Annotated in this window: 24 protein-coding genes, 1 tRNA gene and 1 pseudogene; 12 read left to right on the top strand and 14 right to left on the bottom strand. The window is 61.7% G+C overall.

What is annotated here, in order from left to right:
* Positions 1–213 precede the first annotated feature (213 nt).
* The 6 genes from rho to argS all read right to left on the bottom strand — a co-directional run bounded on the left by rho (position 214) and on the right by argS (position 8,896).
* Complete coding sequence (rho, locus tag A5771_RS03145) at positions 214–2,217, bottom strand: transcription termination factor Rho (RefSeq protein ID WP_082947028.1); 2,004 nt, start codon at positions 2,215–2,217, stop codon at positions 214–216.
* A gap of 263 nt (positions 2,218–2,480) precedes the next feature.
* A complete protein-coding gene (thrB, locus tag A5771_RS03140; RefSeq protein ID WP_064853742.1) occupies positions 2,481–3,428 on the bottom strand; it encodes a homoserine kinase in 948 nt (315 codons plus the stop codon).
* Complete coding sequence (thrC, locus tag A5771_RS03135) at positions 3,428–4,510, bottom strand: threonine synthase (RefSeq protein ID WP_064853741.1); 1,083 nt, start codon at positions 4,508–4,510, stop codon at positions 3,428–3,430. Before thrC ends, thrB begins: the two co-directional genes overlap by 1 nt.
* Positions 4,507–5,832, bottom strand: coding sequence for a homoserine dehydrogenase (locus A5771_RS03130; protein ID WP_064853740.1), 1,326 nt, complete (start codon positions 5,830–5,832; stop codon positions 4,507–4,509). Before A5771_RS03130 ends, thrC begins: the two co-directional genes overlap by 4 nt.
* 2 nt (positions 5,833–5,834) lie before the next feature.
* Positions 5,835–7,253 carry a diaminopimelate decarboxylase gene (gene lysA / locus A5771_RS03125; RefSeq protein ID WP_064853739.1) on the bottom strand — a complete coding sequence of 473 codons (1,419 nt, stop codon included), beginning with the start codon at positions 7,251–7,253 and terminating at the stop codon, positions 5,835–5,837.
* Positions 7,250–8,896 carry an arginine--tRNA ligase gene (gene argS / locus A5771_RS03120; RefSeq protein ID WP_064853738.1) on the bottom strand — a complete coding sequence of 549 codons (1,647 nt, stop codon included), beginning with the start codon at positions 8,894–8,896 and terminating at the stop codon, positions 7,250–7,252. Before argS ends, lysA begins: the two co-directional genes overlap by 4 nt.
* 111 nt (positions 8,897–9,007) lie before the next feature.
* Between argS and A5771_RS03115 the strand changes: the two genes are divergently transcribed.
* Positions 9,008–9,080, top strand: a tRNA-Arg gene (locus tag A5771_RS03115).
* A gap of 248 nt (positions 9,081–9,328) precedes the next feature.
* On the top strand, positions 9,329–9,655 hold the full coding sequence (locus A5771_RS24515) for a helix-turn-helix domain-containing protein (protein WP_342707851.1): 327 nt from the start codon (positions 9,329–9,331) through the stop codon (positions 9,653–9,655).
* 486 nt (positions 9,656–10,141) lie between these two features.
* Here the strand turns inward: A5771_RS24515 and A5771_RS22965 are convergent, their stop codons facing one another.
* A complete protein-coding gene (locus tag A5771_RS22965; RefSeq protein ID WP_131808886.1) occupies positions 10,142–10,729 on the bottom strand; it encodes a hypothetical protein in 588 nt (195 codons plus the stop codon).
* Positions 10,730–10,955: 226 nt separating this feature from the next.
* Between A5771_RS22965 and A5771_RS22960 the strand changes: the two genes are divergently transcribed.
* Both A5771_RS22960 and A5771_RS23240 read left to right on the top strand, forming a co-directional pair.
* The gene (locus A5771_RS22960; RefSeq protein WP_131808885.1) at positions 10,956–11,192 is read left to right on the top strand and encodes a hypothetical protein; all 237 of its coding nucleotides are present in this window, start codon (positions 10,956–10,958) and stop codon (positions 11,190–11,192) included.
* A gap of 43 nt (positions 11,193–11,235) precedes the next feature.
* Complete coding sequence (locus A5771_RS23240; protein WP_131809379.1) at positions 11,236–11,448, top strand: hypothetical protein; 213 nt, start codon at positions 11,236–11,238, stop codon at positions 11,446–11,448.
* Here A5771_RS23240 and A5771_RS22955 read toward each other — a convergent pair.
* Genes A5771_RS22955 through A5771_RS03100 form a run of 3 tightly spaced genes read right to left on the bottom strand, consistent with a single transcriptional unit; the run spans position 11,426 to position 13,180 of the window.
* Complete coding sequence (locus A5771_RS22955; RefSeq protein ID WP_131808884.1) at positions 11,426–11,809, bottom strand: hypothetical protein; 384 nt, start codon at positions 11,807–11,809, stop codon at positions 11,426–11,428. The genes A5771_RS23240 and A5771_RS22955 overlap by 23 nt on opposite strands.
* A complete protein-coding gene (locus A5771_RS23235) occupies positions 11,806–11,976 on the bottom strand; it encodes a hypothetical protein (RefSeq protein ID WP_165606096.1) in 171 nt (56 codons plus the stop codon). Before A5771_RS23235 ends, A5771_RS22955 begins: the two co-directional genes overlap by 4 nt.
* A gap of 55 nt (positions 11,977–12,031) precedes the next feature.
* Positions 12,032–13,180 carry a hypothetical protein gene (locus A5771_RS03100; protein WP_082947025.1) on the bottom strand — a complete coding sequence of 383 codons (1,149 nt, stop codon included), beginning with the start codon at positions 13,178–13,180 and terminating at the stop codon, positions 12,032–12,034.
* Between the two features lie 571 nt (positions 13,181–13,751).
* Between A5771_RS03100 and A5771_RS22950 the strand changes: the two genes are divergently transcribed.
* From A5771_RS22950 to A5771_RS22940, 4 genes are all read left to right on the top strand, one after another.
* Positions 13,752–14,309, top strand: a complete 558-nt coding sequence (locus tag A5771_RS22950) for a hypothetical protein (protein ID WP_131808883.1) — start codon at positions 13,752–13,754, stop codon at positions 14,307–14,309.
* A gap of 78 nt (positions 14,310–14,387) precedes the next feature.
* On the top strand, positions 14,388–16,622 hold the full coding sequence (locus tag A5771_RS21600; protein ID WP_082947024.1) for an AAA family ATPase: 2,235 nt from the start codon (positions 14,388–14,390) through the stop codon (positions 16,620–16,622).
* Between the two features lie 225 nt (positions 16,623–16,847).
* The gene (locus A5771_RS22945; protein ID WP_131808882.1) at positions 16,848–17,060 is read left to right on the top strand and encodes a hypothetical protein; all 213 of its coding nucleotides are present in this window, start codon (positions 16,848–16,850) and stop codon (positions 17,058–17,060) included.
* 239 nt (positions 17,061–17,299) lie between these two features.
* Entirely contained in the window at positions 17,300–18,292 is a 993-nt protein-coding gene (locus tag A5771_RS22940; RefSeq protein WP_131808881.1) for a hypothetical protein, read from the top strand.
* A 97-nt stretch (positions 18,293–18,389) separates the two neighbouring features.
* Here A5771_RS22940 and A5771_RS03085 read toward each other — a convergent pair whose 3' ends face one another.
* Entirely contained in the window at positions 18,390–19,337 is a 948-nt protein-coding gene (locus A5771_RS03085) for a hypothetical protein (protein WP_064853734.1), read from the bottom strand.
* A gap of 13 nt (positions 19,338–19,350) precedes the next feature.
* Positions 19,351–20,523, bottom strand: a complete 1,173-nt coding sequence (locus A5771_RS03080; protein ID WP_064853733.1) for a tyrosine-type recombinase/integrase — start codon at positions 20,521–20,523, stop codon at positions 19,351–19,353.
* A gap of 335 nt (positions 20,524–20,858) precedes the next feature.
* Between A5771_RS03080 and A5771_RS03075 the strand changes: the two genes are divergently transcribed.
* From A5771_RS03075 to A5771_RS03065, 3 genes are all read left to right on the top strand, one after another.
* Complete coding sequence (locus A5771_RS03075; RefSeq protein WP_082947023.1) at positions 20,859–21,224, top strand: type VII secretion target; 366 nt, start codon at positions 20,859–20,861, stop codon at positions 21,222–21,224.
* Positions 21,225–21,355: 131 nt separating this feature from the next.
* Positions 21,356–22,615: a hypothetical protein gene (locus tag A5771_RS03070; protein ID WP_064853731.1), complete on the top strand. Its 1,260-nt coding sequence runs from the start codon at positions 21,356–21,358 to the stop codon at positions 22,613–22,615.
* Between the two features lie 2 nt (positions 22,616–22,617).
* Positions 22,618–23,304, top strand: coding sequence for a hypothetical protein (locus A5771_RS03065; RefSeq protein ID WP_131808880.1), 687 nt, complete (start codon positions 22,618–22,620; stop codon positions 23,302–23,304).
* A 106-nt stretch (positions 23,305–23,410) separates the two neighbouring features.
* On the opposite strand, the pseudogene A5771_RS03060 reads toward A5771_RS03065, so the two are convergent.
* Positions 23,411–23,976, bottom strand: a pseudogene (locus tag A5771_RS03060) (dihydrofolate reductase family protein).
* 81 nt (positions 23,977–24,057) lie between these two features.
* Here A5771_RS03060 and A5771_RS03055 point away from each other — a divergent pair.
* Entirely contained in the window at positions 24,058–24,975 is a 918-nt protein-coding gene (locus A5771_RS03055) for an LLM class F420-dependent oxidoreductase (RefSeq protein ID WP_064853730.1), read from the top strand.
* Between the two features lie 8 nt (positions 24,976–24,983).
* Here A5771_RS03055 and A5771_RS03050 read toward each other — a convergent pair whose 3' ends face one another.
* A complete protein-coding gene (locus A5771_RS03050; RefSeq protein WP_064853729.1) occupies positions 24,984–26,423 on the bottom strand; it encodes a DUF4185 domain-containing protein in 1,440 nt (479 codons plus the stop codon).
* Between the last annotated feature and the right edge of the window lie 123 nt (positions 26,424–26,546).

Genomic DNA, 26,546 nt, shown 5'->3' with positions numbered 1-26,546 from the left:
CGTGGGTCGCCGGGTCGCCCGCCTGTGGGCTGGACGTGAACCGGAACCTGAGGTGTTCGAGTATGCCAGCTACGCTGTCGCTCCCAAAAAACGGGTTCATTCGGCGGTCCCAGCTTCGGCTCTCCTCCGTCGAGCCTCGCTGAACCACCGGGTTCATTCGGCGGTCCCAGCTTCGGCTCTCCTCCGTCGAGCCTCGCTGAACCACCGGGCCGATCAGTCGTTGTCCATTCCCGGCGTGGTTTTGGAGACCTGGACCAGGAACTCGTAGTTGTTCTTGGTCTTACGCAGCTGGCTCATCAACAGGTCGATGGCCTGGTGCGAATCCAGCCCCGAGAGCAGGCGCCGCAGCTTGTGCACGATCGCGAACTCGTCCGGCGAGAGCAGCAGCTCGTCCTTGCGGGTGCCCGACGGGTTGACGTCGACGGCCGGGAAGACCCGGCGCTCGGCGATCTTGCGGTCCAGCTTGAGCTCGGCGTTACCGGTGCCCTTGAACTCCTCGAAGATCACCGTGTCACCGGTGGACCCGGTTTCCACCATCGCGGTGGCGATGATGGTCAGTGAGCCGCCGTCCTCGATGTTGCGGGCCGCGCCCAGGAACCGCTTGGGCGGATACAGCGCGGTGGAGTCCACACCACCGGACAGGATGCGGCCCGACGCCGGCGAGGCGTTGTTGTAGGCCCGCCCCAGCCGGGTGATCGAGTCCAGCAGCACCACGACGTCCTTGCCCTGCTCGACCAGGCGCTTGGCCCGCTCGATGGCCAGCTCGGCGGCCTGAGTGTGATCCGACGGCGGCCGGTCGAAGGTGGAGGCGATGACCTCACCCTTGACCGAGCGCTGCATGTCGGTGACTTCCTCGGGCCGCTCGTCGACCAGCACCACCATCAGGTGGCATTCGGGGTTGTTGCGGGTGATCGCGTTGGCGATGTCCTGCATGATCGTGGTCTTACCGGCCTTGGGCGGCGACACGATCAGCGCCCGCTGGCCCTTGCCGATCGGCATGATCAGGTCGATGATCCGGGTGGTCAGCTTGTCGCCCGAGGTCTCCAGCCGCAGCCGCTGGTTGGGGTACAGCGGGGTCAGCTTGTTGAAGTCGGGACGGTTCTTGGCGTCCTCGACGGGCCCGCCGTTGACGGAGTCCAGCCGCACCAGCGGGTTGAACTTCTGCCGCTGGTTGGGCTGCTCGCCGTCGCGGGGCACCCGCACAGCGCCGGTCACCGCGTCGCCGCGGCGCAGCCCGTTCTTGCGAACCATGTTCATCGACACGTAGACGTCGTTGGGACCGGCCAGGTAGCCGGAGGTCCGCACGAACGCGTAGTTGTCCAGCACGTCGAGGATGCCGGCGACCGGCTGCACGACGTCGTCGTCGCGCAGTTCGGCGTCTCCGCCCTCACCGCCCCGTTCGCCACGGCGGCGCCGGTCCCGGAAGCGCCGGCCGCGCCGGCCCCCGCGCCCGTCGTCGTCGTCGGAGCTCTGCTGGCCGCCCTGCTGGCCCCGGTTCTGGTCCCCGCCTTGTTCGCTGCCCTTGGCCTGAGCCGATTCCTCGGACTTGCCGCCTTCGCGGCGGCCGCCGGACTGCTCGGCCTTCTCTTCGGGCTTGTCCTGTTTGTCCTGCTTGCGGGCCTCGCCCTTGTCCTGCTCGCCGCCGTCGCCGGCGGGTGCGCCGCTGTCGCGGCGGACGCTACGCCGTTCGCGACGAGGCGGTGCATCCGTGGCCTCGCCCTCGGTGGCTTTGGCCGGCGCGGACTCGCCTTGAGCAGGCTCGGTTTGGGCGGACGCGGCCGGGCCGGGCTCGGCGCCGTTGGCAGCGCCGTTCGCGGGGGCCTCGGTTTTTGCAGCCTCGGCGTTCGGGGCCGCGGCGCTGCCGCCGTTGCCACCACTGCCGCCGACCTCGCGGATCGCTGCGATCAGCTCGCTCTTGCGCATCCCTGAGGCGCCTTTGACGCCGACGCGATTGGCCAGCGCCCGCAACTCGGGCAAAACCATCGCCGACAACTCCGGTTTGGCTGTCGCGGCACCGTTGTCCGGTGCCGCAGCGGAGGTCGACTCGGCGGCGGCAGGGGCCGAGGAGGCTTGCGCGTCGGACGCCGCGGTCACGTCGCCGCCGGCACTGGAGGCCTCCGGAGCGCTCTGGCTCGGGGTCTCGGGAGTGCTCGGGGGGGTCGACGGCGCATCCTGTGCGGTGCTGCCTTCAGCCGTGAAGAGGTCCGTTTCGGTCACGGATTTCCTTTCTTCCCTCGTCGGTTTTGTCACGCGAGGGGTTGGGTGCATCCAGCGGAATCGCCGAGTGCGTGTCACCGTCGACTGTTTAAACGGTGATACCCGTATCGACGGCGTCAAATCGCAAACCGTCAACTACGAGAAGAATTTGGTGGCATCCCAGTGACATCGCAGTCTGGTCAGGTGCTGATGCCGCGAATGCGGGACGGGACCGAGGATAACGCGCTTCGGAGCCGGACGCAAGAAGTGACGCGCGGTGTGCCTCAACTGGGCACCACGACCCCGGTAGTCCATTTGACCGCGTCGCCGGCCCGCATCTCGGTCACAGTGAACCCACGCGCCGCCGGAGCCTCAAGCACCTCAGCGGGCAATTCGGGCGCGGTGCTCAGCGCGATCACCGCGGGCCCGGCGCCCGAGAGCACACCGGCGATGCCGTGCCGGCGCAGCAGTTGCAGGTACTGCGCCGATTCGGGCTGCGCGGCGGCGCGCTGCGGCTGGTGCAGCAGATCCTCGGTCGCCACCATCAGCAGGTCGGGCCGCTCGGTCAGCGCCACCACCAGCAGCGCGGCACGGCTGACGTTGAAGCGCGCATCGCAGTGGCTGACCTGCTCGGGCAGCAGCATGCGGGTCTCCGCGGTCGAGGATCGCAGTTGCGGTATCGCCGGGAACAGATGGATGTCGGGATGCAGCCGCAACGGCGCCGCTGAATAGTCGGCCCCGCCATCGGCCTTGCTCGCGGTCCAGGAGACCACCGCCCCGCCCAGCACGGCAGCGGCGGCGTTGTCGGGGTGACCCTCGAACTCCGAAGCCAGCTGGATCAATTGGGCTTCGGACAGCCGGGGCCGGTCGATCTGCGCGACAAGGCCGTTGACCGCAGCCAAGCCGCCGACTACCGCGGCCGCGGACGAGCCCAGTCCACGCTGGTGCGGGATGGCGTTGCGGCAGCGCACCACCATCCCGGGAACATCGACGCCGACTTCCCGGAGCCCTCGCCGGATACTTTGGACCACAAGGTGATCCGACGTCAGCGGGACCTGGCCGGCGCCCTCCCCCTCGACCTGCACCACCAGCCCGGAGTCGACCGTCTCGACGATGATTTCGTCGTAGAGGCCCAGCGCCAGGCCGAGGCTGTCGAAGCCGGGGCCCAGGTTGGCGCTCGACGCCGCCACCGCGACGCTAGCCGTCAACCCGGTCGGCAACAAGTGGACCACTAGGCCAGCCCCAATTCGGCGGCCACCGTGGCCGCGTCGACGGGAACAGCGGTGACCTCGGGCAGATCCCTCAGCGCGGTGTCGGGGTCCTTGAGCCCGTTTCCGGTCACGGTGCATACGACGGTCGAACCGCGTGGCACCCAGCCGTCTTCGACTGACTTGAGCAGCCCCGCGATGCTGGCTGCCGAGGCCGGCTCGACGAACACGCCCTCGGACTCCGCCACCAGGTGGTAAGCAGCCAGAATCTCGTCGTCGGTGGCGGCCAGGAACCGCCCACCCGAATCCACCTGCGCTTCGACGGCCTGCGTCCAGGAGGCCGGCGACCCGATGCGGATCGCGGTGGCGATGGTCTCCGGGTTCTTGACCGGCTCACCGCGCACCAGCGGCGCCGCCCCGGCGGCCTGGGTGCCCAGCATCTTCGGCAGCGTCTCGGTCAGACCGTCGGCGAAGTACTCGCGATAGCCCTTCCAGTACGCGGTGATGTTGCCGGCGTTGCCGACCGGCAGCGAGTGGATGTCGGGGGCGGTGCCCAGCGCGTCGACGATCTCGAACGCCGCGGTCTTCTGGCCTTCGATGCGCACCGGGTTCACCGAGTTCACCAGGGAGATGGTCGGGAAGTCGGTGGCCATCTTGCGGGCCAGCTCCAGGCAGTCGTCGAAGTTGCCGTCGATCTGGATGATCTTGGCGCCGTGCATGACCGCCTGCGCCAGCTTGCCCATCGCGATCTTGCCCTGCGGGATCAGCACCGCGCAGGTGATCCCGGCCCGCGCGGCGTAGGCCGCCGCCGAGGCCGAGGTGTTGCCGGTCGAGGCGCACAGCACCACTTCTTGACCGCGGGCGACCGCGTCGGTGACGGCCATCGTCATGCCGCGGTCCTTGAACGAACCGGTCGGGTTGAGCCCCTCCACCTTCAGGTGGACGGTGCAGCCGGTCTGTTCGGAGATCCGCTTGGCGTGGATCAGCGGGGTACCGCCCTCGTGCAAGGTGATCGGTGTCCAGTCGTCGCCGATGGGAAGCCGATCGCGGTAGGCGCCGATCAGGCCCGGCCACGGTTGATGGATCGGTGTCCGGGTGGCGCTCACTGGTCTGTTCCTTCCAGTCGTAGCACGCTGGCGACCTGCTGGACCGCATCCAGTTCGGCCAGCGCCGCAACGGTCTCCGACAGCGCAGATTCGGCGGCCCGGTGGGTGACCACCACGATCCGGGCACCGATCAGTTGGCCCTCTTCGTCGGTCACGCCTTCCTGGCGCACCTCGGCGATGCTGACCTCGTGGGCGGCGAATTCGGCTGCCACGGTGGACAACACACCCGGCTTGTCGGTGACGTCCATGCTCACGTAGTAGCGGGTCTGGACGTCGCCGATCGGTGCGATGGCCAGTTGGGCGTACTTGGACTCGCGCGGCCCGCGGCCACCCTGCACCCGGTTGCGGGCGGCCATCACCAGATCACCCATGACCGCCGAGGCGGTCGGCGCGCCGCCGGCGCCCTGCCCGTAGAACATCAACCGGCCGGCCGCCTCCGCCTCGACCACCACGGCGTTGAATGCGCCGTTGACGGTGGCCAGCGGGTGCTCCAGCGGCACCAGTGCCGGGTAGACCCGGGCCGAAACCCGCTGTTGGCCATCGCGGGTGGTGATGCGTTCACAGATGGCCAGCAGTTTGATCGTGCACCCCAACGCGCGTGCCGCGATGAAATCCTCCGGGGTGATGTTGGTGATGCCCTCGCGGTGGACGTCGTCGGCGGTCACCCGGGTGTGGAAGGCGATCGACGCCAGGATCGCCGCCTTGGCGGCGGCGTCGTAGCCCTCCACGTCGGCGGTGGGGTCGGCCTCGGCGTAGCCCAGCGCGCTCGCGTCGGCCAGCGCGCTGGCATAGTCGGCGCCGGTGGAGTCCATTTCGGACAGGATGTAGTTGGTGGTGCCGTTGACGATGCCGGCCACCCGCAGCACGGTGTCCCCGGCCAGTGACTGGGTTAGCGGCCGGATCACCGGGATCGCGCCGGCGACGCTGGCCTCGAAGTACATGTCCACCCGCGCGGTCTCGGCGGCCTCGGCCAACGCACCGGTGGACCGGGACAGCAACGCCTTGTTGGCGGTGACGACGGACTTGCCGTGCGTGATCGCCCCCAGAATCGCCTTACGGGCGGGCTCGACGGGGCCCATCAACTCCACGACGATGTCGACGTCGCTGCGCGATACCAGGCTGTCGATGTCGTCGGTGAGCAACTCGACCGGCACGCCGCGGTCAGCCGCCACCCGGCGCACGCCGATGCCGCGCAGCACCAGCGGAGCACCGATCCGGGCCGCCAGGTCATCAGCGCTGGCCTCGATGATGCGGACGACTTCACTGCCGACGTTGCCCAATCCGAGGACTGCGACGCCCACCGGACTCGCGGATTCGGACACGCTTACCTCACCTCCAGGCTGATCAGGTCATCGACGGTTTCCCGGCGCAGCATAAGGCGAGCCTTCCCGTCGCGCACCGCCACCACCGCGGGACGGGTGAGCAGGTTGTAGCGGCTCGACATCGAGTAGCAGTAGGCGCCGGTGGCGGCCACGGCGATCAGATCACCGGGAACCAGGTCTTCGGGTACCCAGGTGTCGCGGACGATGATGTCGCCGGTCTCGCAGTGCTTGCCGACGATGCGCGCCGGTACCGGGCCGGCGTTTCCGGTCCGCGAAACCAACCGCGCGTCGTAGTGCGCGTCATAGAGCGCGGGGCGGATGTTGTCGCTCATGCCGCCGTCGACGCTGACGTAGCGGCGATGCGCGGTGGCGCTGACGTCGACGTCCTTGACGGTGCCGACCTCATAGAGCGTGACCGTGCCCGGCCCGGCGATGGCGCGGCCGGGCTCGACGACCAGCCGCGGGGTGGGCAGACCCACCGCGGCCGACTCCTCGCGCACGATCGCGGTGAGTTTGGCGGCCAATTCGGCCATCGGCGGCGGGTCGTCCTGCGGCAGATAGGAAATGCCCAGTCCCCCGCCCAGGTCGATGACCGACAGCTGGGCGGTCTTGTCGACGCCGAACTCGGTGACCACCTCACGCAGCAGGCCGATGACCCGGTGGGCGGCCAGCTCGAAGCCGGCCACGTCGAAGATCTGCGACCCGATGTGGCTGTGCAGGCCGACCAGCCGCAGGTGCCCGGTGGCGAAGACCTTTCTGATGGCCTCCATCGCCGCACCGCTGGCCAGCGACAGGCCGAACTTCTGATCTTCGTGTGCGGTGGAGATGAATTCGTGGGTGTGGGCCTCCACGCCGACGGTGACCCGAACCAGCACATCTTGGGTGACACCGGCCTCAGCCGCCACCGCTTCAAGGCGTTCGATCTCGATCAGCGAGTCGAGCACGATGTGGCCCACACCGGCCTTGACCGCGGTTGTGAGTTCGGCGACCGATTTGTTGTTGCCGTGCAACGTGATCCGCTGGGCGGGGAAGCCGGCGTGCAGGGCGACGGCCAACTCGCCCCCGGTCGCCACATCCAAGCTCAGGCCCTCCTGGTCGATCCAGCGAGCGATCTCACTGCACAGGAAGGCCTTGGCGGCGTAGTGCACGTTGTCGCCGCCGCCGAACGCCTCGGCGATCTCGCGGCAGCGGCTACGGAAGTCGTCCTCGTCGATGACGAACAGCGGGGTGCCGTACTGCTCGGCTAGGTCGGTGACCTTCACTCCGGCGATGCTCACTTGGCCGTCGTCGCCGCGAACAGCGTTGCGCGGCCACACATTCGGCGCCAGTTCCAGCAGCTGCTGCGGGGTTTGCGGCCTCGGCGGCAGACCGTCGTGGTGGATCTCCTCGGCGTGGCGTGGCCCGGCGGGGTGGACGTTCACATCCGCTCCGGTGCGCTCACGCCCAGGATGCCCAGGCCGTTGGCGACGACCTGGCGGGCGGCCTGACACAACGCCAACCGCGCGGTGTGCAGATCGCTCGGCTGCTCGTCGCCCTGCGGCAGCACCCGGCAGCTGTCGTAGAACCGGTGGTAGTCACCGGCGAGGTCTTCCAGATACCGGCAGACCCGGTGCGGTTCCCTCAGTGCCGCAGCGGTTTTGAGCACCCGGGGGAACTCGCCCAGGCTGCGGATCAGCGCGCCCTCTTTCTCATGGCTGAGCAGCCCGAGGTTGGCGGTGTCGGCGGTCATGCCGAGTTCGGCGGCGTTGCGGGCCAGCGCCGAGAGTCGGGCGTGGGCGTATTGCACGTAGTAGACCGGGTTTTCGTTACTGGCCGAGGACCACAGCGCCAGGTCGATGTCGATCGGGCTGTCCACCGAGGAGCGGATCAGACTATAGCGGGCGGCGTCCACGCCGATGGCCTCGACCAGGTCGTCGAGGGTGATCACGGTGCCGGCGCGCTTGCTCATCTTGACCGGCTGACCGTCGCGCACCAGGTTGACCATCTGGCCGATCAGCACCTCGACTCCTGCCGGGTCGTCGCCGAAGGCGGCGGCGGCGGCCTTGAGCCGGGCGATGTAGCCGTGGTGGTCGGCGCCGAGCATGTAGATGCACAGGTTGAAGCCGCGCTCGCGCTTGTCCAGGTAGTAGGCCAGGTCGCCGGCGATGTAGGCGGGCTTGCCGTCGCTCTTGATCACGACACGGTCCTTGTCATCGCCGTAGGCGCTGGTGCGCAGCCAGGTGGCGCCGTCCTTTTCGTAGATGTTGCCGTTGGCGCGCAGCCGCTCGATGGCCTGCTCGACGCGGCCGGAGGTGTGCATCGAGTCTTCGTGGGTGTAGACGTCGAAGTCGGTGCCGAACTCGTGCAGCGACTCTTTGATGTGGGTGAACATCAGGTCCACACCGATCGAGCGGAACGTCTCCTGCGCGTCGGGGCCGTTCAGGGCGTCGGGAACCTTCGCCTGGATCTGTGCCGCGATGTCGGTGATGTAGGCCCCGGCGTAGCCGTCCTCGGGGGCCGGCTCGCCCTTGGCGGCGGCGATCAACGAGTTGGCGAACCGGTCGATCTGGGCGCCGTGGTCGTTGAAGTAGTACTCGCGGGTGACCGCGGCGCCCTGGGTGGACAGCAACCGGCCCAAGGCGTCACCGACGGCAGCCCAACGGGTGCCGCCGATATGGATGGGGCCGGTGGGGTTGGCCGAGACGAACTCCAGGTTGACGTTGAGCCCGTCGAACTCGTGGGAGTGGCCGTAGTTTGCACCGGTGTCCACGATGTTGGCCACGATGGTGCCTTGCGCCGAGGCGTCCAGGCGGATGTTGACGAAGCCGGGGCCCGCGGTCTCGGCCGAGGCGATCCCGTCGGCCTCGGCCAGCGCGGCGGCCAGCCAGCCGGCCAGCTCGCGGGGGTTGACGCCGACCTTCTTGCCCAGCTGAAGGGCCAGGTTGGTGGCGTAGTCGCCGTGCTCGGGGTTTCGGGGCCGCTCGACGGTGACCGCCGCGGGCAGTGCGGCGGGGTCCAGGTCGTGCTCGGCCAGCACCGCGGCGGCGGTGGTCTTGAGCAATTCGGCCAGATCGGCGGGGGTCACGGTGCCCCATCCTAGGGTCTTCCGTGGTCAGGACCCGAATCCGTCCGGTTCTTTGGCATACGTCGCGATGCGTTAGTCTGTCAAAGCCCACATGGCGCCCGTGGTACGTGCGCCCCCGTAGCTCAGGGGATAGAGCGTCTGCCTCCGGAGCAGAAGGCCGCAGGTTCGAATCCTGCCGGGGGCACTTTAGCTAGAATGACCTCCGTACCAGGTCGGAGCGGTTTTTCAAGCTTGCTACCGCGGTCGGCAAAATCGGCCTACCTATGCGCTACCTATCCGGTTGGCCGTGGTCAGGGCCGAAACTGTTTGCTGGACACGGCCCCACACCACCGCCCTGGCGGTTCGCGCAGTTAGCGCAATTGACTAGAAATTACTCAAGTGGCGTAGGTCACACTGGCCGGTAATGTCTCGCGCAGATCGGTAATATCGGTGATGTCGCTTAGCCCGCGACATTCGGCCCTACGTGAGCGCCGAATACTGTTCGCAAGTATTCAAGTCACGAACAAAATGCCAGAGGTAAAGGTCATCCCTCGTAAGTGCGTTGGCTATTCAATTGTCAACCGCAACAGAGGGATAGATACGATGCCTAGACGGCAACTAATCTCGACAACCAAGGCAGCCGAACGCCTGAACGTCTCGCCCAACACAATCCGACAGTTCATCGCTGACGGAAAGCTCAAGGGCTACAAGGTCGGTCGCTTGGTAAAAGTTGACGCCGCAGAAATTGAGGCATATCTAGACAAGGTGGCGACAGAATGACTACGCCAACGTATCTAGGTGACGGCCTGTACGTCACGCATGACGGTTACCAGGTTGAACTTTACGCACACAACGGCCTAGAGAAAACGAACAGCGTCTACCTGGCACCGGCGGAGATTCAGTCTTTCCTGAACTACCTCAAAAAGATAGGATTACATGATGCGCCTACTAGCTAGCTCAATGTTGTTGTGTGCCTTCGCGTTTGCGCCTACTGCACACGCTGACCCTGCGCCGTCGCCGTTTGACCCGCACGTACCCAACGTCAATGTGCAGAACTGCCCCGGCGGTAACGGTGGTTTTGTGTTCGGGTACTGCGATGGCGAAAGATACCCTGACGGTTCGTACTGGCATCAGGTTTTCACCGCCGGTAACTTTGCGCCGATCAGTTACACGTGCGTCATTGACGACGGTAGCCCTACGCCACCGCCTGCACCGCCTGGCGGCTGTGACGGCAAGGTTCAAGCACCGGCAGAGTAACCGCCCATATCATTCTTTAATGCGGATCGCGTTGTGAAACATGCTGAAATCCAAACGAACCGGATTCTTGAACGCCTTGCCGTTGCTGTCCTTGTAGGTGACTTGCCCTGATCCGATCGCGGTGTCCTTTAGCTCACGTAACCCTACCTGCGGTAAAAGATTACGAACGAACTCGTATTCTGACCGGCTAACGACGGAATCCCATACAGTGCGCCATTCCTGACCGGGTGCAAGCACAACGATTTTCGAAGGCAGGTACACCGTGCCGATTCCCTCGCTTGCACCAGTTTCAGATGTACGCTCTAGCGGTTCGACGTCGGGAATGATGTCGTAGGCCGGCGTTTGTCCAAAGTTTTTGATTACCAAGTCAACAAACTGCGGCTTGACTCGGTTGAAGTCTGCGAAAATGACGACGTTGGGTTGCGCCACCTCTTCGCGTGTCTTGCGAGCTTCGCCAACTTGGCGGTATGCGAACCATGCCGCACCGCCAGCGATGACCACAGTCACCCACTGGGCTATCGCGGCCCAAGTATCAGCATCGATCAATCCGCAGGCGCAGGTAGTCATCCGTTCAATCTGCCAGATTGAATCGCCCAACCGCGCTCAACACACCGCCCGCTGGTCTGGGCGTGACCCGCTGGGATAGCCGTAGACCCGCCTGTACGCCCCGCAGAGCGGCGAACATGCCCGCCCGGTGTCATTGCCCTGGCCGCGACCGCGCTGGCGTTCTCTAGAGAACGGTTCGCCGATTCAACAGACCAGGTTGAACCGTTGACCCCGGTAGAATGGAAGTAGGACAAACTACAGCTAGAAACGGACTGAAATGACCTCTCGTATTAAACCAAAAACTTATACGATTGCTGATGAGAAGAAAATTTTTGAAGCTGCCTTGAAAGATGCTGTGGAGCTTGGTCTTCGACCATCTCCAATGACAGTGCTGGGAAACAACATTCAGGACTGTTTGGCCGAGGTCGCCGCTGCCTACCCGCGCACCGACGCGCCCGCAGTCGCCAAGGCCCGCAAGGCATTTGCCGCCTACGCGGCGCGCTACAGGTCATGACCGGTACAGAATGGCACTCATAACCGTTCGGTCAATCATTACGATGCAAGAGCACACGCGAGAAATCGATGCTGACCCTGAATTGATTGATAGGTTCCGAAAGCGGTTGATACCAGGCTTAGTTCAGGACAACTTTCCTGATCTCTCGCCGGAAGATCGTGAATTCATTTTTACCGGCATCACGCCGGAAGAATGGAAAAAGTACATGGCACCGCCGTGGTATCGAAAGCTGCTCAAAAGTCGAAACCCGCGCTAACGGGTACATCGTAGTTGCTTGAAAGTTGTTCGACCACAGCGTTTCTCGCGTAGACTCTTTCCGCGGTGTAGCTCGCGCAAATCATCGAACCGATACGCGGCATGTCAGGGTCACGAACAAACGGCCCGATTACTGCGCCGAAACTGATAGCGGGTTCATACCAACCGCGATCCTTGATGTAGGCAAGCATGGATCGAATCTCATTGATGCCGGGTACAAAGTAGGCATTTTCTAGAACTCCGTTACGGGCCAGCTCTAGAGGGTACGGCGACAACGGCGACAACAACTTGCCACCTTGCACACGATACCAGCGCCAACCGTGCGTAAGATTATCAATGTCTGCCGGATAGCGAACCGTCATAACCCGATAATTTTCTCACTGGCCGGCGTTTTGCCGTGGTAATCCGTTGGATCGCAATAGGTTTCAGGCAAACCGAATTCGCTTGCTTGTTTTGAGCGTTCAAACGCTACGCCGATCTCATCACCTGACACGTAGCCGATGCCAACTTTGCCATCACCAGATATCATTTTTGAATCCTCTTGTCTACGAACGTACTTCGCGTACTTTTCCGCACCGCTGGCTTTAGATAGCGATAGTTGGCGTGGCGTAATTGCCGCTGGCTTTGATCTGCATGACACACGCTGCGCCACGGTGCCGCGTGCCGACGCCGATAGCCCTGGCCCAAAAAGATTCTTGGATCGGGTAGCCGGGAGTCTTGCCAGGAATCGAACGCAAACCCTGATAGGCCGTATTGACGTGCTGACGCACGCTTACCACGTTGTTGTCACTGTTAGCGCCATCGGTGGCGACAACGGCAAAGTAGCCCGACGGGATATATTGACTGCGAACGATCCACAGCGGGCCGTATGACCCGTCAATCTTCAATCCGTTGATTTCCTTTGGTGCAACCTCACCCACGATATTATCGGGTTGCAAATAGGCCGGTGCGCCTGCGCTGGGAATGTAATCATGATGTGCAACAACCGAATTCGTCTCAATTCCTGCCCGAAAGCAGGCGACGGTATCCGCCAGGGCGGGCGGCATGAAAGCCAGCAATCGAGACGTTGCCTCAACACCATAACCGTGCTCGGTTACGTGTTCGATGGCGCTTTCAAGGTCACCGGGGTCAATCGAATCATTGCCGCTCACAAGGTAGTGCGTGTGGTTGGACTCGAAAACTCTGCCCAAGTGCGGCGGCGGCGTCAAACCATCAGTGCCCGTCCACAATCCATAGCAATTGTGGTTGAACTCATTGTGTTCGATTGCCGGGTCGAACAACCTTTTTAGAATCAAACCGTTGGTCAGCTTATTATCGGCTGCCAGCGCGTAGTTGGTGACTGCGCGGACCTGCTCGGCTGTCGAGTCACGTAGGAAGCGCCAGCTAAAACGGCCCGCTTTGTCGTAGTCTTCCAAAGTGTTGCCGAGCAAAAGGGCAGTGCCTGGCGAGCGGATACCTTCAGGCTCACCGAATTCGCTTGCCCGATCAAAGCTTTCATCCTGCATTGCTTGCGGAACCGCATCAGCAGCATTGATAGTCAAACGCGACAACAACTGACCAATTGCCGATCTTTCGGCGTTCCAAACCGATAGCGCCTCTTGTACCTCTGACCACAAAACGTAAAGGGCAACGCCGTCTGCCGTTACATTGACCAAAGCATCAGATTCAGCCGCAATACCGCCCTCGGCGCCATAGGGCAAAATCGCCGGCCAATGTTGTTGATCACTCATCATTTTCAAGCCTTCCGCGTTTGTGTATGAAATCCGTCATATGCTCAAGAGTTTTAGGGAAAAGGTAGGACAAAACCCAAAACCCTTGAGCGACGGCGGTTCACACTCGCGCCTGCGGTGCGTTGACCTCGGGGAGACTTACGACGGCTGGCTACGCTGCCCGTATTCCCAGTGTGCCCGCCGATGGCGAGCCGGTCAAGAGCGAATAGGCAGCAACGCGCCGATAACCCGTTGCACGCCAGCACAATTCGACATACCCTTATGGTGGGCCGTCGCAATTCGGCCCGATCAAGGCCGAACCATTCTCTTGCTGAACAGTTAATTAGGCCGTAAACCCTTGAAAAAGTGAGGTTTTAAGCATGTCTAGGGTCACATCACCTACTTTGATACCTGACACGAAAATACTGCTAGACCGTGATGAAGCGGCAAAATATTTGACTGACAAAGGTAAACGAACGTCACGACACGGAATCTTGCGCCTACGGGAAAAAGGCTTGAGTCCCGTAGATATGAAAAAGACTGACGGTAAAGCCTACTGGCGTCGCTCTGACCTAGACGCATGGATTGAGTCACTGTGACCGATTATGACCCGTTCGCAGGTTTTGACGACAACCGCGAGCTGCACCAACGGCTAGAGCAAGTTGCTTCCCAATCAGGGCAACCGGCCATCTTGGATTATGACCAGATAGACCGCCTGGCCGATCAAATCGACCAGCTGGCTCAAACGCGCAACCATGACCTACGCCGATTGGCGGCTAAGACTGTAGACGAATACCGCTGGCATCTGCGCAATGATGGACCACTGACCGGCGTTACCGGGCCGTGTGTCCTACTAGGCTTTGACCCACGAGTCGCTTTTGATATGTCAGAATACACAAACGAAAAGCTTGCTGCCAAATACCTTGCCAGACACAACCGCTGCGGCGTTGGCGCGGTTCATGACCGGACAATCTTTGCAGGCAAGGCAGAACACGCCATCAAAGTTGTTTACGGCGAATACGTCTGCCTATACAAGGCTTGTGTTGATTGCCTTGTTTGGTGCAACGGTCTAGATGATACGCCAGAATGCCTTGATTTCTCGCTGACCAAACCTGTTGCCGCATCGATCTATTCGACCCACGTTGCTACCTGAAGACGCGAATACCGGCGAGGGATGGCCGTCTCGCCGGTATCGCTATGGCCTGACCCGCTGAGGATTTGAGGTTGACCAATGACCACTGTAGCAGCGACTCGCGCTGTGCCGCAATCGCTTTCACCAGATAAATGGTTGTCCTACGCCGACCATCTGGCTATGAACGGTTGGCATCCAATCCCTACGGGCCGCGTTCCCTCGGGTGATTTATCGCCGAGCTATAAAGTTCCCTGGTTGTCGGGCATCACCGGCGATGACGCTGATTTTCCTACCGCCGATCAATATCCGTTGTGGCTAGAGCGCATAGCAGAGATGAAACGCGATGGTGTACAGGGCATTTTGTCGATTGCAGCTAGATGTCCGCAGGATCGAATCGGCATCGATATCGACAACTACGCCAACAAGGTCGGCCTAGAATCACTCGCCGAACTTGAGCGCAAATTTGGACCACTGCCACCCGCCCCGGTTGTCACTGCTAGAGGTTTTGAGAGCGGCAGTGGTATACGGCTGTTTAGAATCAAACCCGGTTGGATCGGTCAACCTAACCCCGCTGACGGGATTGAACTTATCCAGTGGTGGCACCGTTATATCCAAGCGCCGCCATCGTGGCATCATTCGGGTCGAATTGTCCAGTGCTACGCCGAAAATGGTAAGCAGCTCAATATGCCGGCCAAATTGCCAATGTTACCCGATTCCTGGCATGACGGTCTACGCTACGAACGCAAAATCAACCAGGGCGGTGGTGCGTGTTCGGATGATGATTTCGAGCAACAGTATTCAGATGGCCCGCAACCCAACGTAATCGATGGCCTGATACAGGCAAAGTTGGGCGACGATTGCGACAATACGCATACGCCGACCTTTATTCTGCTCAATGTAGCGGCACGTGAGGCTAGAGGACATCGCTACGGTTGGGCCGTTGCGCGTGACAAAGTACGCGCCGCCAGTGAGCAAGCGTACAAGCGTCGCGGCAAGCGGTTTCCGGCCGAAGATTTTGAGCGCATGACCAAAGCTGCTATCGGCAACGCTCTAGCAATCAGTGAGCAAGCGTGTTACGACCGTTGGCAATCGGCTACACCTGACAGGCAACCCGAAACGTCACGTGACGACCAACTAGGCAAGTTGGTAGAGAAGAAACTACTTGAGCGCCAAGCTCTGCAAATCGTCAAAGAGCGCGAAGCGCAAAGCCTTTTGGCATCATCTGAGAACAAGGCACTTGATGGCCTGGCGTTTCTAGAGTCCCGTCAAGCGGGCGAGCCGATTTGGGGGAGCGGTTCTCATGTGCTTTGGGCCAAAGAGCAGGGATTGATGCTGTTTGGCAGCGATGGCACCGGGAAGTCAACACTCATTCAACAGATTGCGTTGGCACGGGCCGGATTACGCGCCCCTGACGTGCTCGGGTTCCCTGTCGCGCCCGATGACCGCGTGACCGTCTATCTTGCTCTAGACCGACCTGCGAACATCCATGAGTCAATTATGCGGATGGTCGATTTGAATGATCCTGCCATCCGAGACGGCTTGAAGCGTCGATTTGTGTTCTGGCCCGGTCCTGTGCCGTTCCAATGTGACGATGATCCAAAACTGTTCGCACAGTGGGTGTTACGTCTAGGTGGCGACAACGTCGGTATGGTGATCGTTGACAGTGTGAAAGACATGCTGTCGAATCCAAACGACAACGACGCCGGTATCGGCTTTAACGACGCCATGCAACGCGTGATTGGTGAAGGTGTCGAATTCGGTTGTTGTCATCACAACCGCAAAGCGCAGCAACAGAATTCCAAACCGCGCAACTTGTCAGATGTCTACGGTTCGCGGTTCCTGGTGGCTGGCCTTGGTTCGGTCTGCAATATTTGGGCCGATAATTCCTACGATTCCCTGCGCGAGCTGACGCAGCTCAAGGCACCGTATGGCAACCCGATTAGACCGCTTGAATACCGCGACGAGCTGCTTAGCGGAACGTCCAAGGCTGCGGCAGATTGGCGAGATTTGATCGTGTCGAAGCTGGCAGGCGCTGGCGTGGACGGCTTGACCGACGCAGAGATTGTATACGGCGTCTTTGAATCGACAGCGAAAGACGCTGGCTATGAGGCGAATCGACAAAAGATTACTCGCCAGCTCGCCAGATGGGTTAAAGACGGCTGCGCCTATGAACGCATTGGTTCCGAGCGCGGCAAGATATGGCGTCTTAAGTCTGATGACTACCCAACCGCCCGCAAACCCAACCGGCAAGCACTGGACAAGAGAACTAAGGCGCAACGCGAGCTTGCCGAGATTGATGCACGGCTCAAGGATTTGGACGATGGTACCGAATGACGAATCATTGTGTGCCCGACGGGATTTGTACGCGTACAAAGTACGCGAGCTTGTACGCGCTTGTACGCGGCACGTGGTCGGCGGCCATCGGCACAGGTCAGCGCGTTGTACGCGGGGTTGTACGGGGTTGTACGGCCTACTTGTACGCGCCCCTCTTACTAAGGGGCGTACAAACGTACAAATGGATTTTTGATTTTCGATGATTGAATAGAAAGGTAATAGAAGATGGCTTTACGCAAGAGCATGATTAAATGTTCTATCCGAACGCCGGATAACGGATTCAATGCTGATGCTGTGGTAGACCGTGATGAGATCGCTTTAGCATGGGAACAATCGAACTCTTACGGCGACTATGTGTTTGTTGTATTGAAGTCTGGACTTCAATTGACATTGCGGGCAATGAATCTGGACAAGCTTTGGCGCGGGTATACGTCGTGAGTATTCAAAGTGTGACGTACAGCGAAAGCGGTAGGCGAACGCTAGCGGTTGATTGTTCGCGGTGCGGTTGTGTCCATGATGTTGATTGGCCGGCTGGAGTACGTAGAGTCGAAACATGTTGCGGTATCGAGGTTGTCGTACCTGCGTGGTGCTTTGCACCCGGTAGTTACAGGAACCGCAAGGTTAAGGTTGGTAAATAGAATGAGTGTGCGAGTCAACGTAGTTGGGGAGCAACAGAAATGAGTACGTGGGAAGAGTATTCAAAATCTACGGTTGGTGAGAACGCGCAAAGAGCGCGTGCCGAGTACAAGCGGCGGCGAACGGTGGCGATCAAGAAACTTCGCGAAGCCGGCTTGAGTGAGGAAGAAATACAGGATGAATTAGCCAAGATTCGTGAACACTTGGGCATTAGTAGTGGGGAGGCTAAAGCACGTGATTCTGTTGCGAACTTACCGGCGGTCATTGATCCGGTAGACGGGCATGGACGTGCGCGACGCAAGAAAGAGGGCTACCCAAAGAAGCCGAACCGCGACGAACGCGGTAATTCTACGATCAAAGAAAATGTCGAATACTATGATTCGGTACTCGCTAATCACGCCGAAAGACGCTGCGTAGCAACAAATGCCAAAGGTGAGCGATGCCGACGTTTTGCGATACCTGGCGGTCGGGTCTGCAAGACGCACGGCGGTGCAACACGTCATGTTGTTAGCAAGGCGCGAGTACGGCTAGAGATGGCCGCAAATCGGTTGATAGGCAAGGAATTAGAGATAGCCTTTGATGACGACAGACCGTCGGCTGTACAGCTAGACGCCATCAAAGACTCACTCAACCGTGCTGGCTTGAAACCGCGTGAACAGGTTGAAATTGGACCGATCAAGCCATATGAAGAAATTTTTGACGACATCACGCACCAACGACCGGATAGCGTTGGTAGCGGCCATGATTCAGACGGTTTGTATGGCGGTGGTCAATATGACCAAATTAATTACGGCGTACCTGACCAGGCCGAACGCCCCCGCCCTGGTCGCGAGCACGTGAGCGGGTGCAGCTCGCGAGCGCATGGCGATTACGACCGCCCACGTGGCCCGCAGAGCCGTGACCAGGTGCCGCCGGATAGAAACTACCGGGACGGCTACCACGTGACCGGCGATGACGCCATACGGGCAGCCAACGCGGTCAACGCGGAGATTGGCGCGCTGCGCGCACTGCCGCCCGGTCGGTCAGGCTGCTAGCGCGAGGTCCGCAAATGGTAAACCTGCCGGGGTTAGACCGTTGACCTGGGTTGGTACGCTGACTGGTCGTTGGTCTACCCATCCATTACCTATGCCGCTAGACAAGTAGGTGAAAATGCTCCAAAGCTAGGCCGACGCCATCTTTCGCCAGTTGAGATAGGGCACCGCCAACGATGGCCGTTGTTACCCGTTCAAGTGCCCGCGAACGACGTTTGATCTTCTCGGGTTTCGGGTCACTCTCCGACACCGCCTCGTCAAAATCATCGATTGCTTGCTCGGCATCCGCTCGCTGTTCAGGATCGTTGATGTCTGCCAACGCTTCCCGCATTTTGATGATGACGTCAGTCAATTCCGTTGGGACAGTGTTGTTTTGAATCTGCGTCGATCCTGCACCCTGACCGATGACGCCCGTATTATCTCCGGCAACGTTGATGCTGTTGTTGTCGTTCGAATTGATGTGCACCTGTACCGCCGAATCTACTTTGGCCTTGCTCGGAAGGCTGTCTAGGGGAACATCTTTCGCCAGATCAATGACGATTTCGACCAACGTTGTTCTGACCGTGCTGACGATGCCAGCGACGGCTGACCTAGCAACCTTGTAATAGAGCGCCGTAATATCTTGGAACATTGGGAGCTTCGCGCTCCATTTTGCAGCAACCAGGGCAAATGTTCCGTAACCCATTGATTGATAGTCTTTTTCGCCTGTGGCAGTCTGGATTATCTCCTCAATCGGCTGCCTGAAGTCAATCGCCTCGGGGACTCCCCCAAGCAGTTCGTCCGGAATCTGCATCCGGCTAATTTGTTGATTCTTGGAATGGAATCGACCGCTTACGGTGTCAACGAACAACGGAGCGGTGATTGTCCGGTAGGTCGGTAGCGGCGCATCGTCGTCGTAGCCCTTTAATTCGTTCGTTGCCCAAGCGCGCAGATCGTCTGAGCCTGTGACAGCACCGAGGGCGAGGCACTTGCGGAGCAAGCTCACCAATGATTCTGACTCGTCTAGAACCTGCTCACGTAGGTCTCTCAAAATGTCCGCATCCGACATAGATGCGATGATCTCACACCGCGCCGTTCAATTCTGCCAAAGCCAGCACCGACAGGTCAGCAGCTAGTTTTTTGCCGCTATCGTCGTAATCGTGCTGATAGAGCAGCGATGCCTTAGCCGTCTTGTGTCCAAGGCGGCGCATGTTCTCTGTGAGCGTTGCGCCAGCTTGCGCGTTCTTTGAGCCGGCGAACCGTCGCAAGTCATGAGCTGACAAGTCTTCGCGGCCAACGTCTTTCGCTGCCTTTTGGAACACGTCTTTGTTGAACACGCGGTCATTGAGGTGACAGCCGCCCCGCGACGGTTTGAACAGCAGATCATCGGGATTGCTCGAAACATACTCTGCTAGATGATCTTTCACGTCTTGCTGGATGTGCGGCGGAATCTCCACCTTGCGCCGCTCCCCCGTCTTTGTCGGCCCAAGTATGCACTCGCCGTTTCGGTGCCCAACCGCCCGCGTGATCGAAACGACCGTGCAACCGGCATCGAAGTCTTTCCGGCGTAGTTCGGATACCTCGCCGTAGCGTAGTCCGCACCAACCGGCCAACAAAACCAGAGCTTTGAACTTCGCGTGATTCGGTTCAGCGCCGAGCTTGTCAGCGATTGCGTGTAGCTCTGTCGTCGTCGGAATCTTGACGTTGGCTTTTGCCTTGGTGTTCATCGCGCCTTGGATCATGCAAGGGTTGCGTTGCAACAGACCATCTTTCACGGCGGTATTGCAGATCATGTTAAGAACGCCGTAGGCATGGCTGTTACGACGTTCCTTAGTTGCGTCAAGTGACGAAAACCAAGCACGTACCGCCGTAGGGTTCATATCGGCTACTGGCACCTTGCCGAACGTCGGTTCGATGAGCTGTGCCCACTTGGCCTCATACTCAATGCGAGTACGTTGCGACAACTTGCGCTGATCTATCACTTGCTTGCCGTAGACGCCGAACAGTAGAACCTCTGCTTTTTTCTCGGTTGCGCGTTCCGCTGGCGGTTTCCACTGCTCGCCGCTACCGGCGCAGCGGTCCCGGTAGTCACGTTCACGCACTAGCCAAGCTTCGGCGTTCATCTTCGATGAAAACGTGTGCGGTGCGTAGTGCCGGCATAGGTCAGGGCCGATGAAACTGGCCTGATAGCTCGGCGTCTTCGTGCGCTGCTTTTTGATGTGACCCCATGCCCGGTGACCTGATTTACCGGCCATGATTCAAACCGCCCCGATGATTGGCAAACATTCAATTCCTTACCTTGTTCCTGCCGACTAGGCCGGTGAGCAGCGGGGTAGCTGGCGCGTACCTATCCGTTACCCATGCGAGTACATACTACCCGCGTGGACTGCGCGAGGTTAGCGAACGCGGTGGGCCGGAAAGCCGTTGTGCGGCAACATCCTTGCAGTCCAGAACGGTGGTTTGCTCAAACCGCCCCGGCAAATTCGAATCCTGCCGGGGGCACCAGGTCAAATATCCGGCCATCGTGTCATGCATTGCCTCTGGACTGTGGGGAATTTCGCTGGCCGTGATCCTCTAATACAGTTCCCCCATGACTTCCCCCGGCCTACGGGTGACCCCGGCCAGTCTGCGTGAGTTGGCTCGGCGCTGCGGAACGCTCGCGGATGGGATCGCACCGCCTGTGCCGGCGGTGAGCGCGTCGGCCTGGCAGGCCAGCGGCGCGGCGGCCGGCAGCATCAATGCCGGCAGTAGCAACGCCTCGGCGGCGATGCGCGGGCGGATGGCGGCGAGCTCGCGCAGGCTCACAATCGCCGCCCACGAGTACGAGGCGATGGACAACGGCGGCGCCGCCGCCCTGGCCGCAGTCCCCCAGGGCGGAGCTGGCATCACCCCCATGGCCCCGCGCGGATCGGGCGCCGACGGCGGTACTGCCGGCGGATTCGGGATACCGAGGTAGCCCGCGATGACTTTCCCGACGCTGACGCAGATCGAGGACGCGAACGGGACTACCTCAAAACGAACGCCACCGCCTGGACCTCCCTAGCCGACGCTTGGGAAGCCGCATTCACCGAAATCCGCGACGCCTCGGTGAGCCCCGGCGGAGCCCCGTGGACCGGCTCCGGCGCCGAAGCCTTCCAACACTGCACCGCCGCCGATGTGGTGAAAGTCCATGACCCCGCCGACATGCTGCGCAACGCCGCCGGGATCGCCACCCGCGGCGCCGAGGCGCAGGTAGCCAACAAAGGACTGGTGCTGTCTGCCGTCGACGCCGCCGAACGCGAAGACTTCCGGGTCGGTGACGACTACTCAGTCACCGACACCTACACCTACTACAGCTCCGCCGCAGAGCAGGCGGAGCGTGAACAAGCCGCCCAAGGCCACTCCAGCTTCATCAAATCCCGCGCCACCAGCCTGGTCGACAACGAACATGAGATCGCCCGCCAACTCACCACCGCCACCGCAGGACTGCACGAGTTCGGATTCCCTGACGAAGGGGCCGCCGACGGCGGGGGCGGGAACGGCGAGCAACCGCGGGCCAGTACCGATTTCGTTGATGCGGCACGGCAACGTGATCAGGCGATTGCCAATGATCCCGACGCGGACCCAACCGCGCGGCAGCTAGCGCAGGAGCGTCTTGACGACTTGCGGAACTCTCAGTTCATCGGTCCGCTGCCAACCGACCCGGTTCTCGGAGGCGACGCGCGTAGCCGCGCCCAAGCCAGACGTCAGTTTCAGGATTTCTTCGAATCCGGGCAAGCCTTTCCAGACCGGCCACCTCTATCACCGGATCACGCTACCGAGATGCTCGACAGGTTTGAGGCCCAGGGCCGGGAACTGATTCTTCGCGGTTTCGCCGACCAGTTGAACGCGGCAGGCGTGTCGCCGCCGGGGATCCAGCGTGCGCTCGGAGAAATTCAAAGCGGAAAGTCGCCCGGGCAGGTAATCCACGAGGCGGCAGCCGGAATCGCCGGCTGGGGCGGCGCATTGGGCGGCGGCGCCGAGTCCCATGGCGCGGCGCTGCCAAACGGCAGGCATTGGGGCGGCACTCCGGTGTGGTCGAAGGCGGATGCCCAAGCCCTTGAGGTTTTCGGCCGAAGGCTTGGCTACGCCGGCATCGGTCTCGACGCTCTCTTGACGTACGACAACATCGCGCATGGGTCGCCGAAAGGCGAAGAGATAGCCAAGCTTGGTGGACGCAGCCTCGGTGGAATCGCTGACGGGTTTGCTGCCGGGGCGGCGTGGGGCTCGCTGGTAGGACCGGAGGGTACGTTGATCGTCGGGCTTCTGGGTGCGGTCGCAGGCGGTATTGGCGGGGAGAAGCTGGTGACGTTGGGCCTAGGCGGTTAGTGATGAGCGATTTGCTTTTCTGGGTTGTGGCCCTGTGTTTCGTTGCCGGATTTATGCTGTCATTCCTCAAGATCAGCAGGAGTGCCCAGCGGCGCCTCTACTGGACTTGTGCTTGCGTCGCGGGAGTGTCTGGCGCCCTGTCGACGTATCCGACGTGGGACGGCGCAGCGGCGCTGGGCATTCTGCCCGTGGCGGCGATGGTGGTGATGGGGTATGTGGCCACGCCCTATATCAAGATCGGCGGAAAGATCTATTCACTGACAGTTGGTGCCCGACGCCCCGACCCTGATGATGTGCGCGACGCTGAAAGCGTTTCCGCGAATCAAGGATCCGGTTCCACTCACGACTCCTACAGCGGGCTCCTCACCGCCGCAACGATGTGGTGGATGCTCGTGGTGATAGCGGTAATCAGCGCCGGAAACGTATGTGGTCTCGTCGTCGGAAAAGGGGATGCTTGGGCTGCAGTCGCGGCGGCCACGCTTCTTGCACTGTTGGCGATCGGCACCGGATACGGAGACGCTAGTTGGTGTCATCGCGTAGCCCGCGGACAGTATGTACAGTTCGGTGTCGCGACGGCGCTCACGGCGGGCGGCTTCGCCCTGGTGTACTTGACCGCCTTCTACATCGCCCAGCGCCGACCCTTGAGACACAAGCAGTCAATGGAACACCGGGCACACCCGCGCCATTGAAAGAGTGGGCCTTACAAGCTTCCTCGTGATCCACGCTTCCTCACCGGGACAACTTCAAGTGAGCGAACACGGGTGCGGTAACCGGAATAGAGGTCATTGGCGTTGATCACCTGCGTTTTGTCTCGTAACGCAGGAGGACCGTGCCACCGGGAAAGGTCCGATTCTCCAACAGTCGCAGCGAGATCCACGACGGCAGGGTCGGAAAGAACGGGGTGCCACCGCCCACGACGGTAGGCGCGACCACGATCCGGTATTCGTCCACCAGTCCCGCCTGCACGATCGGTGCGGCCAGCGGCGCGCTGGCCACTTCCAGGTTGCCGTCGGTTTCGGCCTTCAGCCTCGTCACCACCTCGACCGGGTCGCCGCGTTCCAGGCGGAGTTCCAGTCGACCGACTCCAGGGTGTGCGAGAAAATAACCTCGGGCATCGCGCACCAGATGCGGGCGAAGTCAATGATCAACGAGGTGGCATCCGGGGCCTTGTCGGCGGTCGGCCAGTATGCGGACATCAGTTCGTAGAGTCGCCGCCCGTAGAGCGACAGCGCGGTCTCCCGCTCGAAGTTGTTCCAGTACTGCTGCAGTTCGTCGCTCGGTTCGCTCCAGTCGATGTTGCCGTGGGCGTCGGCGATGTACCCATCCACCGACAGGTTGAAGCCATAGATCAGTTTGCCCATGTGGATGAGACCCCGAGAATTTCGCTTAACGCGAAGCGTAATCGCCGGGTATGAGCTCCCACGCCCCTTAGGCTCAACCGAGTGACGATTCGCCTTGGCTTCCAGATCCCCAACTTCTCCTACGGCACCGACGTTTCGGAGCTGTTCCCCACCGTCATCGCCCAGGCCAAAGAGGCCGAGGCCGCCGGGTTCGACGCGGTGTTCGTGATGGACCACTTCTACCAACTGCCCATGCTGGGCTCCCCCGACCAGCCCATGCTCGAGGCCTACACGACCCTCGGCGCGCTGGCCACCGCCACCGAACGCGTCCAGCTGGGTACGCTGGTCACCGGCAACACCTACCGCAACCCGACCCTGCTGGCCAAGATCATCACCACGCTGGATGTCGTCAGCGCCGGCCGCGCGATTCTGGGTATCGGCACCGGGTGGTTCGAGCTCGAACACGACCAGCTGGGTTTTGAGTTCGGCACCTTCACCGACCGGTTCAACCGGCTCGACGAGGCGCTGCAGATCATCCTGCCGATGCTCAAAGGTGAACGGCCGACCTTCGAGGGCAAGTGGTATCGCGCCCGCGAGGCGATGGCCGAACCCCGCTTCCGCGACCACATTCCGCTGCTGATCGGCGGCAGCGGCGAGAAGAAGACGATCCCATTGGCGGCGCGCCACTTCGATCACCTCAACATCATCGCCGGATTCGACGAGCTACCCGCGAAGGTGGCCGCGGTGCAGCGCAGCTGCGAGGAGATTGGCCGCGATCCGGCCACCCTCGAGACCAGCCACTTGCTCACCGTGCTGGCCGGCCCCAACGTCACCGCCGATCAGATCCCCGCCGAGATGAGCCAGCGCATGGTGGCCGGCAGCACCGAATCGATCGCCGAGCAGGTCAAGACCAAGGTGCTCGATGCCGGAGTCGGCGGCGTGATCATCAACATGCCCGCCTACACCCCCGGGATTGTCGCCGAAACCGGTGCGGCGTTGCGGACGGTGCTCGACAGCTGAGCCGGGCCTCAGCCCAGCACGGTGCGCATCAGCATCACGTCGTAGGCGTTCCACAGCGACAACGTGAAGTACACCTCTTTGCCCGTCGACCAGGGATGCATGTACGGCGCGTAGATGCCGCCGGGAATCTGGCCGGTGGGAATCAGCGTCTGCTCGGCGCTCCACGGGCCCTGCGGCGCGGGAGCGGTTCGGGCTACGACGTCATTGCCGCCGTTACCGTACAGCGCCAAATACTGCCGCAGATAGGTGTTGTACTGCACCGACATCTCGCCCACTGGTCCGGGGATCACCGGCGTGGCCGCAGCCGGGTTGTTGGGCACCCACGATCCGCTGTCGCCATTCCAGTACTGGTACTGCGCGACGTCGGGAATGGCGCGCTCGGGCACCCGCGACAGGTACGCCGAGCCGCCGCGGCCCGATGGGGTTCCGTAGGAGTACAGGTAGCCATCGCCCCCACGCAGGAACGCGCCCATCTGGAAATTCTCGTTACCGGGGACGAAGCGCGCCCGGGGAACGTTCTCCGGCGACGTCGAACGCACGGTGCCCGGATAGACGCCCCACGTTTCGCCGTTGTCGTTGGAGACCGCGATCGCCGAGTAGTTGGTGGACCATTCGCCGTCGCGGCCCCACTGCTTGATGGACATGAAGTTCATGTACTGGCTGCCGGCGATCCCGATGGCGGCGGTGGGGATCATGCCCTCCTGGTGCCGTGCCAGTCGGACGGCGGGCAGGATCTGCTTGGAGAAGTTCGCTTGGCGCAGTGGCGAACCCGAGTACTTGTTGCCGACGGCTCCAGGGCCCACCGTGATGCCGTCGGCCAGGTTGTTGTCCGGACTGCGGAACAGCACGTTCTGCCGCCACTGCTTGCCTTGGATGCGGCAGTAGCCGAAGGTGTCGCCGAACGCGTAGAGGACTTGGCGGTTGGCGGGATCGCCGTTGTCCCAAGGGATTCCGAGGTCGGTGCCGGAGATACCGAAGCGTTGCAGGGTTTGGTTGGGGCTGTTGGGCCCGGTCATCCACTCCACCAGCGACGTCTGCGAACCCGCGATCGCCCCGGCGGCGTCGGCGGTCGACAGGCCTGGATCTGCGCCGGCGTTGGGAACGGGCTGAACCGGTTGGGCGGCGTTCGGCGCGACCTGACCATCCGGGGACGGCGCCGGGGGCACCACCGCGGCCTGCTGCTTGATGGTTCCGTTGGGGTTGATCAGGGCGGCGATCAGCGGTCCCAGTTTGGGAAGTGGCGCTTGGTCATTGGTGCCGCGGGGCCGCCGCCCACTGGGCATCTGACCGGCTCCGGTCGAGGGCGAACCCGGCGGCGGGTCGATATTGGCCTCGGGGGCATTGCAGGTCGCCGCCATCGCCGGCGGCGCGAACTCGGTGGCGAGAATCATCCCGAGCACGACCGCCGGCACCATCGCTGCCGAGACGATTCGACGCGTCGCCGACATGTCACACCTTTCCGGGACCGCTCCGGGCCTCGCCTGCTGTGACGATAGTTGCCGGTGAGGCGGTTGTGACCAGCGAGTTGTTGATAGAGACGCTTCCGTAACCGTGTCGCAACGGCTGTTAGC

It is taken from the genome of Mycolicibacter sinensis (assembly GCF_001667375.1).
Classification (GTDB): domain Bacteria; phylum Actinomycetota; class Actinomycetes; order Mycobacteriales; family Mycobacteriaceae; genus Mycobacterium; species Mycobacterium sinense_A.
The sequence above is the reverse complement of the archived record's forward strand: the minus strand, read 5'-3'. Positions and strand labels throughout refer to the sequence as shown.

Excerpts from the sequence above, each read along its gene's own strand:
- A5771_RS22945 (WP_131808882.1), top strand. The coding sequence starts at position 16,848 with ATGGCTTTACGCAAGAGCATGATTAAATGTTCTATCCGAACGCCGGAT.
- A5771_RS03075 (WP_082947023.1), top strand. The coding sequence starts at position 20,859 with ATGACTTCCCCCGGCCTACGGGTGACCCCGGCCAGTCTGCGTGAGTTG.
- A5771_RS03080 (WP_064853733.1), bottom strand. The coding sequence starts at position 20,523 with ATGGCCGGTAAATCAGGTCACCGGGCATGGGGTCACATCAAAAAGCAG.
- A5771_RS24515 (WP_342707851.1), top strand. The coding sequence starts at position 9,329 with ATGTCGCTTAGCCCGCGACATTCGGCCCTACGTGAGCGCCGAATACTG.
- A5771_RS21600 (WP_082947024.1), top strand. The coding sequence starts at position 14,388 with ATGACCACTGTAGCAGCGACTCGCGCTGTGCCGCAATCGCTTTCACCA.
- A5771_RS22940 (WP_131808881.1), top strand. The coding sequence starts at position 17,300 with ATGAGTACGTGGGAAGAGTATTCAAAATCTACGGTTGGTGAGAACGCG.
- A5771_RS03085 (WP_064853734.1), bottom strand. The coding sequence starts at position 19,337 with ATGTCGGATGCGGACATTTTGAGAGACCTACGTGAGCAGGTTCTAGAC.
- A5771_RS23240 (WP_131809379.1), top strand. The coding sequence starts at position 11,236 with ATGCAAGAGCACACGCGAGAAATCGATGCTGACCCTGAATTGATTGAT.
- A5771_RS22955 (WP_131808884.1), bottom strand. The coding sequence starts at position 11,809 with ATGACGGTTCGCTATCCGGCAGACATTGATAATCTTACGCACGGTTGG.
- A5771_RS03065 (WP_131808880.1), top strand. The coding sequence starts at position 22,618 with ATGAGCGATTTGCTTTTCTGGGTTGTGGCCCTGTGTTTCGTTGCCGGA.
- A5771_RS03100 (WP_082947025.1), bottom strand. The coding sequence starts at position 13,180 with ATGATGAGTGATCAACAACATTGGCCGGCGATTTTGCCCTATGGCGCC.
- A5771_RS03050 (WP_064853729.1), bottom strand. The coding sequence starts at position 26,423 with ATGTCGGCGACGCGTCGAATCGTCTCGGCAGCGATGGTGCCGGCGGTC.
- A5771_RS22960 (WP_131808885.1), top strand. The coding sequence starts at position 10,956 with ATGACCTCTCGTATTAAACCAAAAACTTATACGATTGCTGATGAGAAG.
- A5771_RS23235 (WP_165606096.1), bottom strand. The coding sequence starts at position 11,976 with ATGATATCTGGTGATGGCAAAGTTGGCATCGGCTACGTGTCAGGTGAT.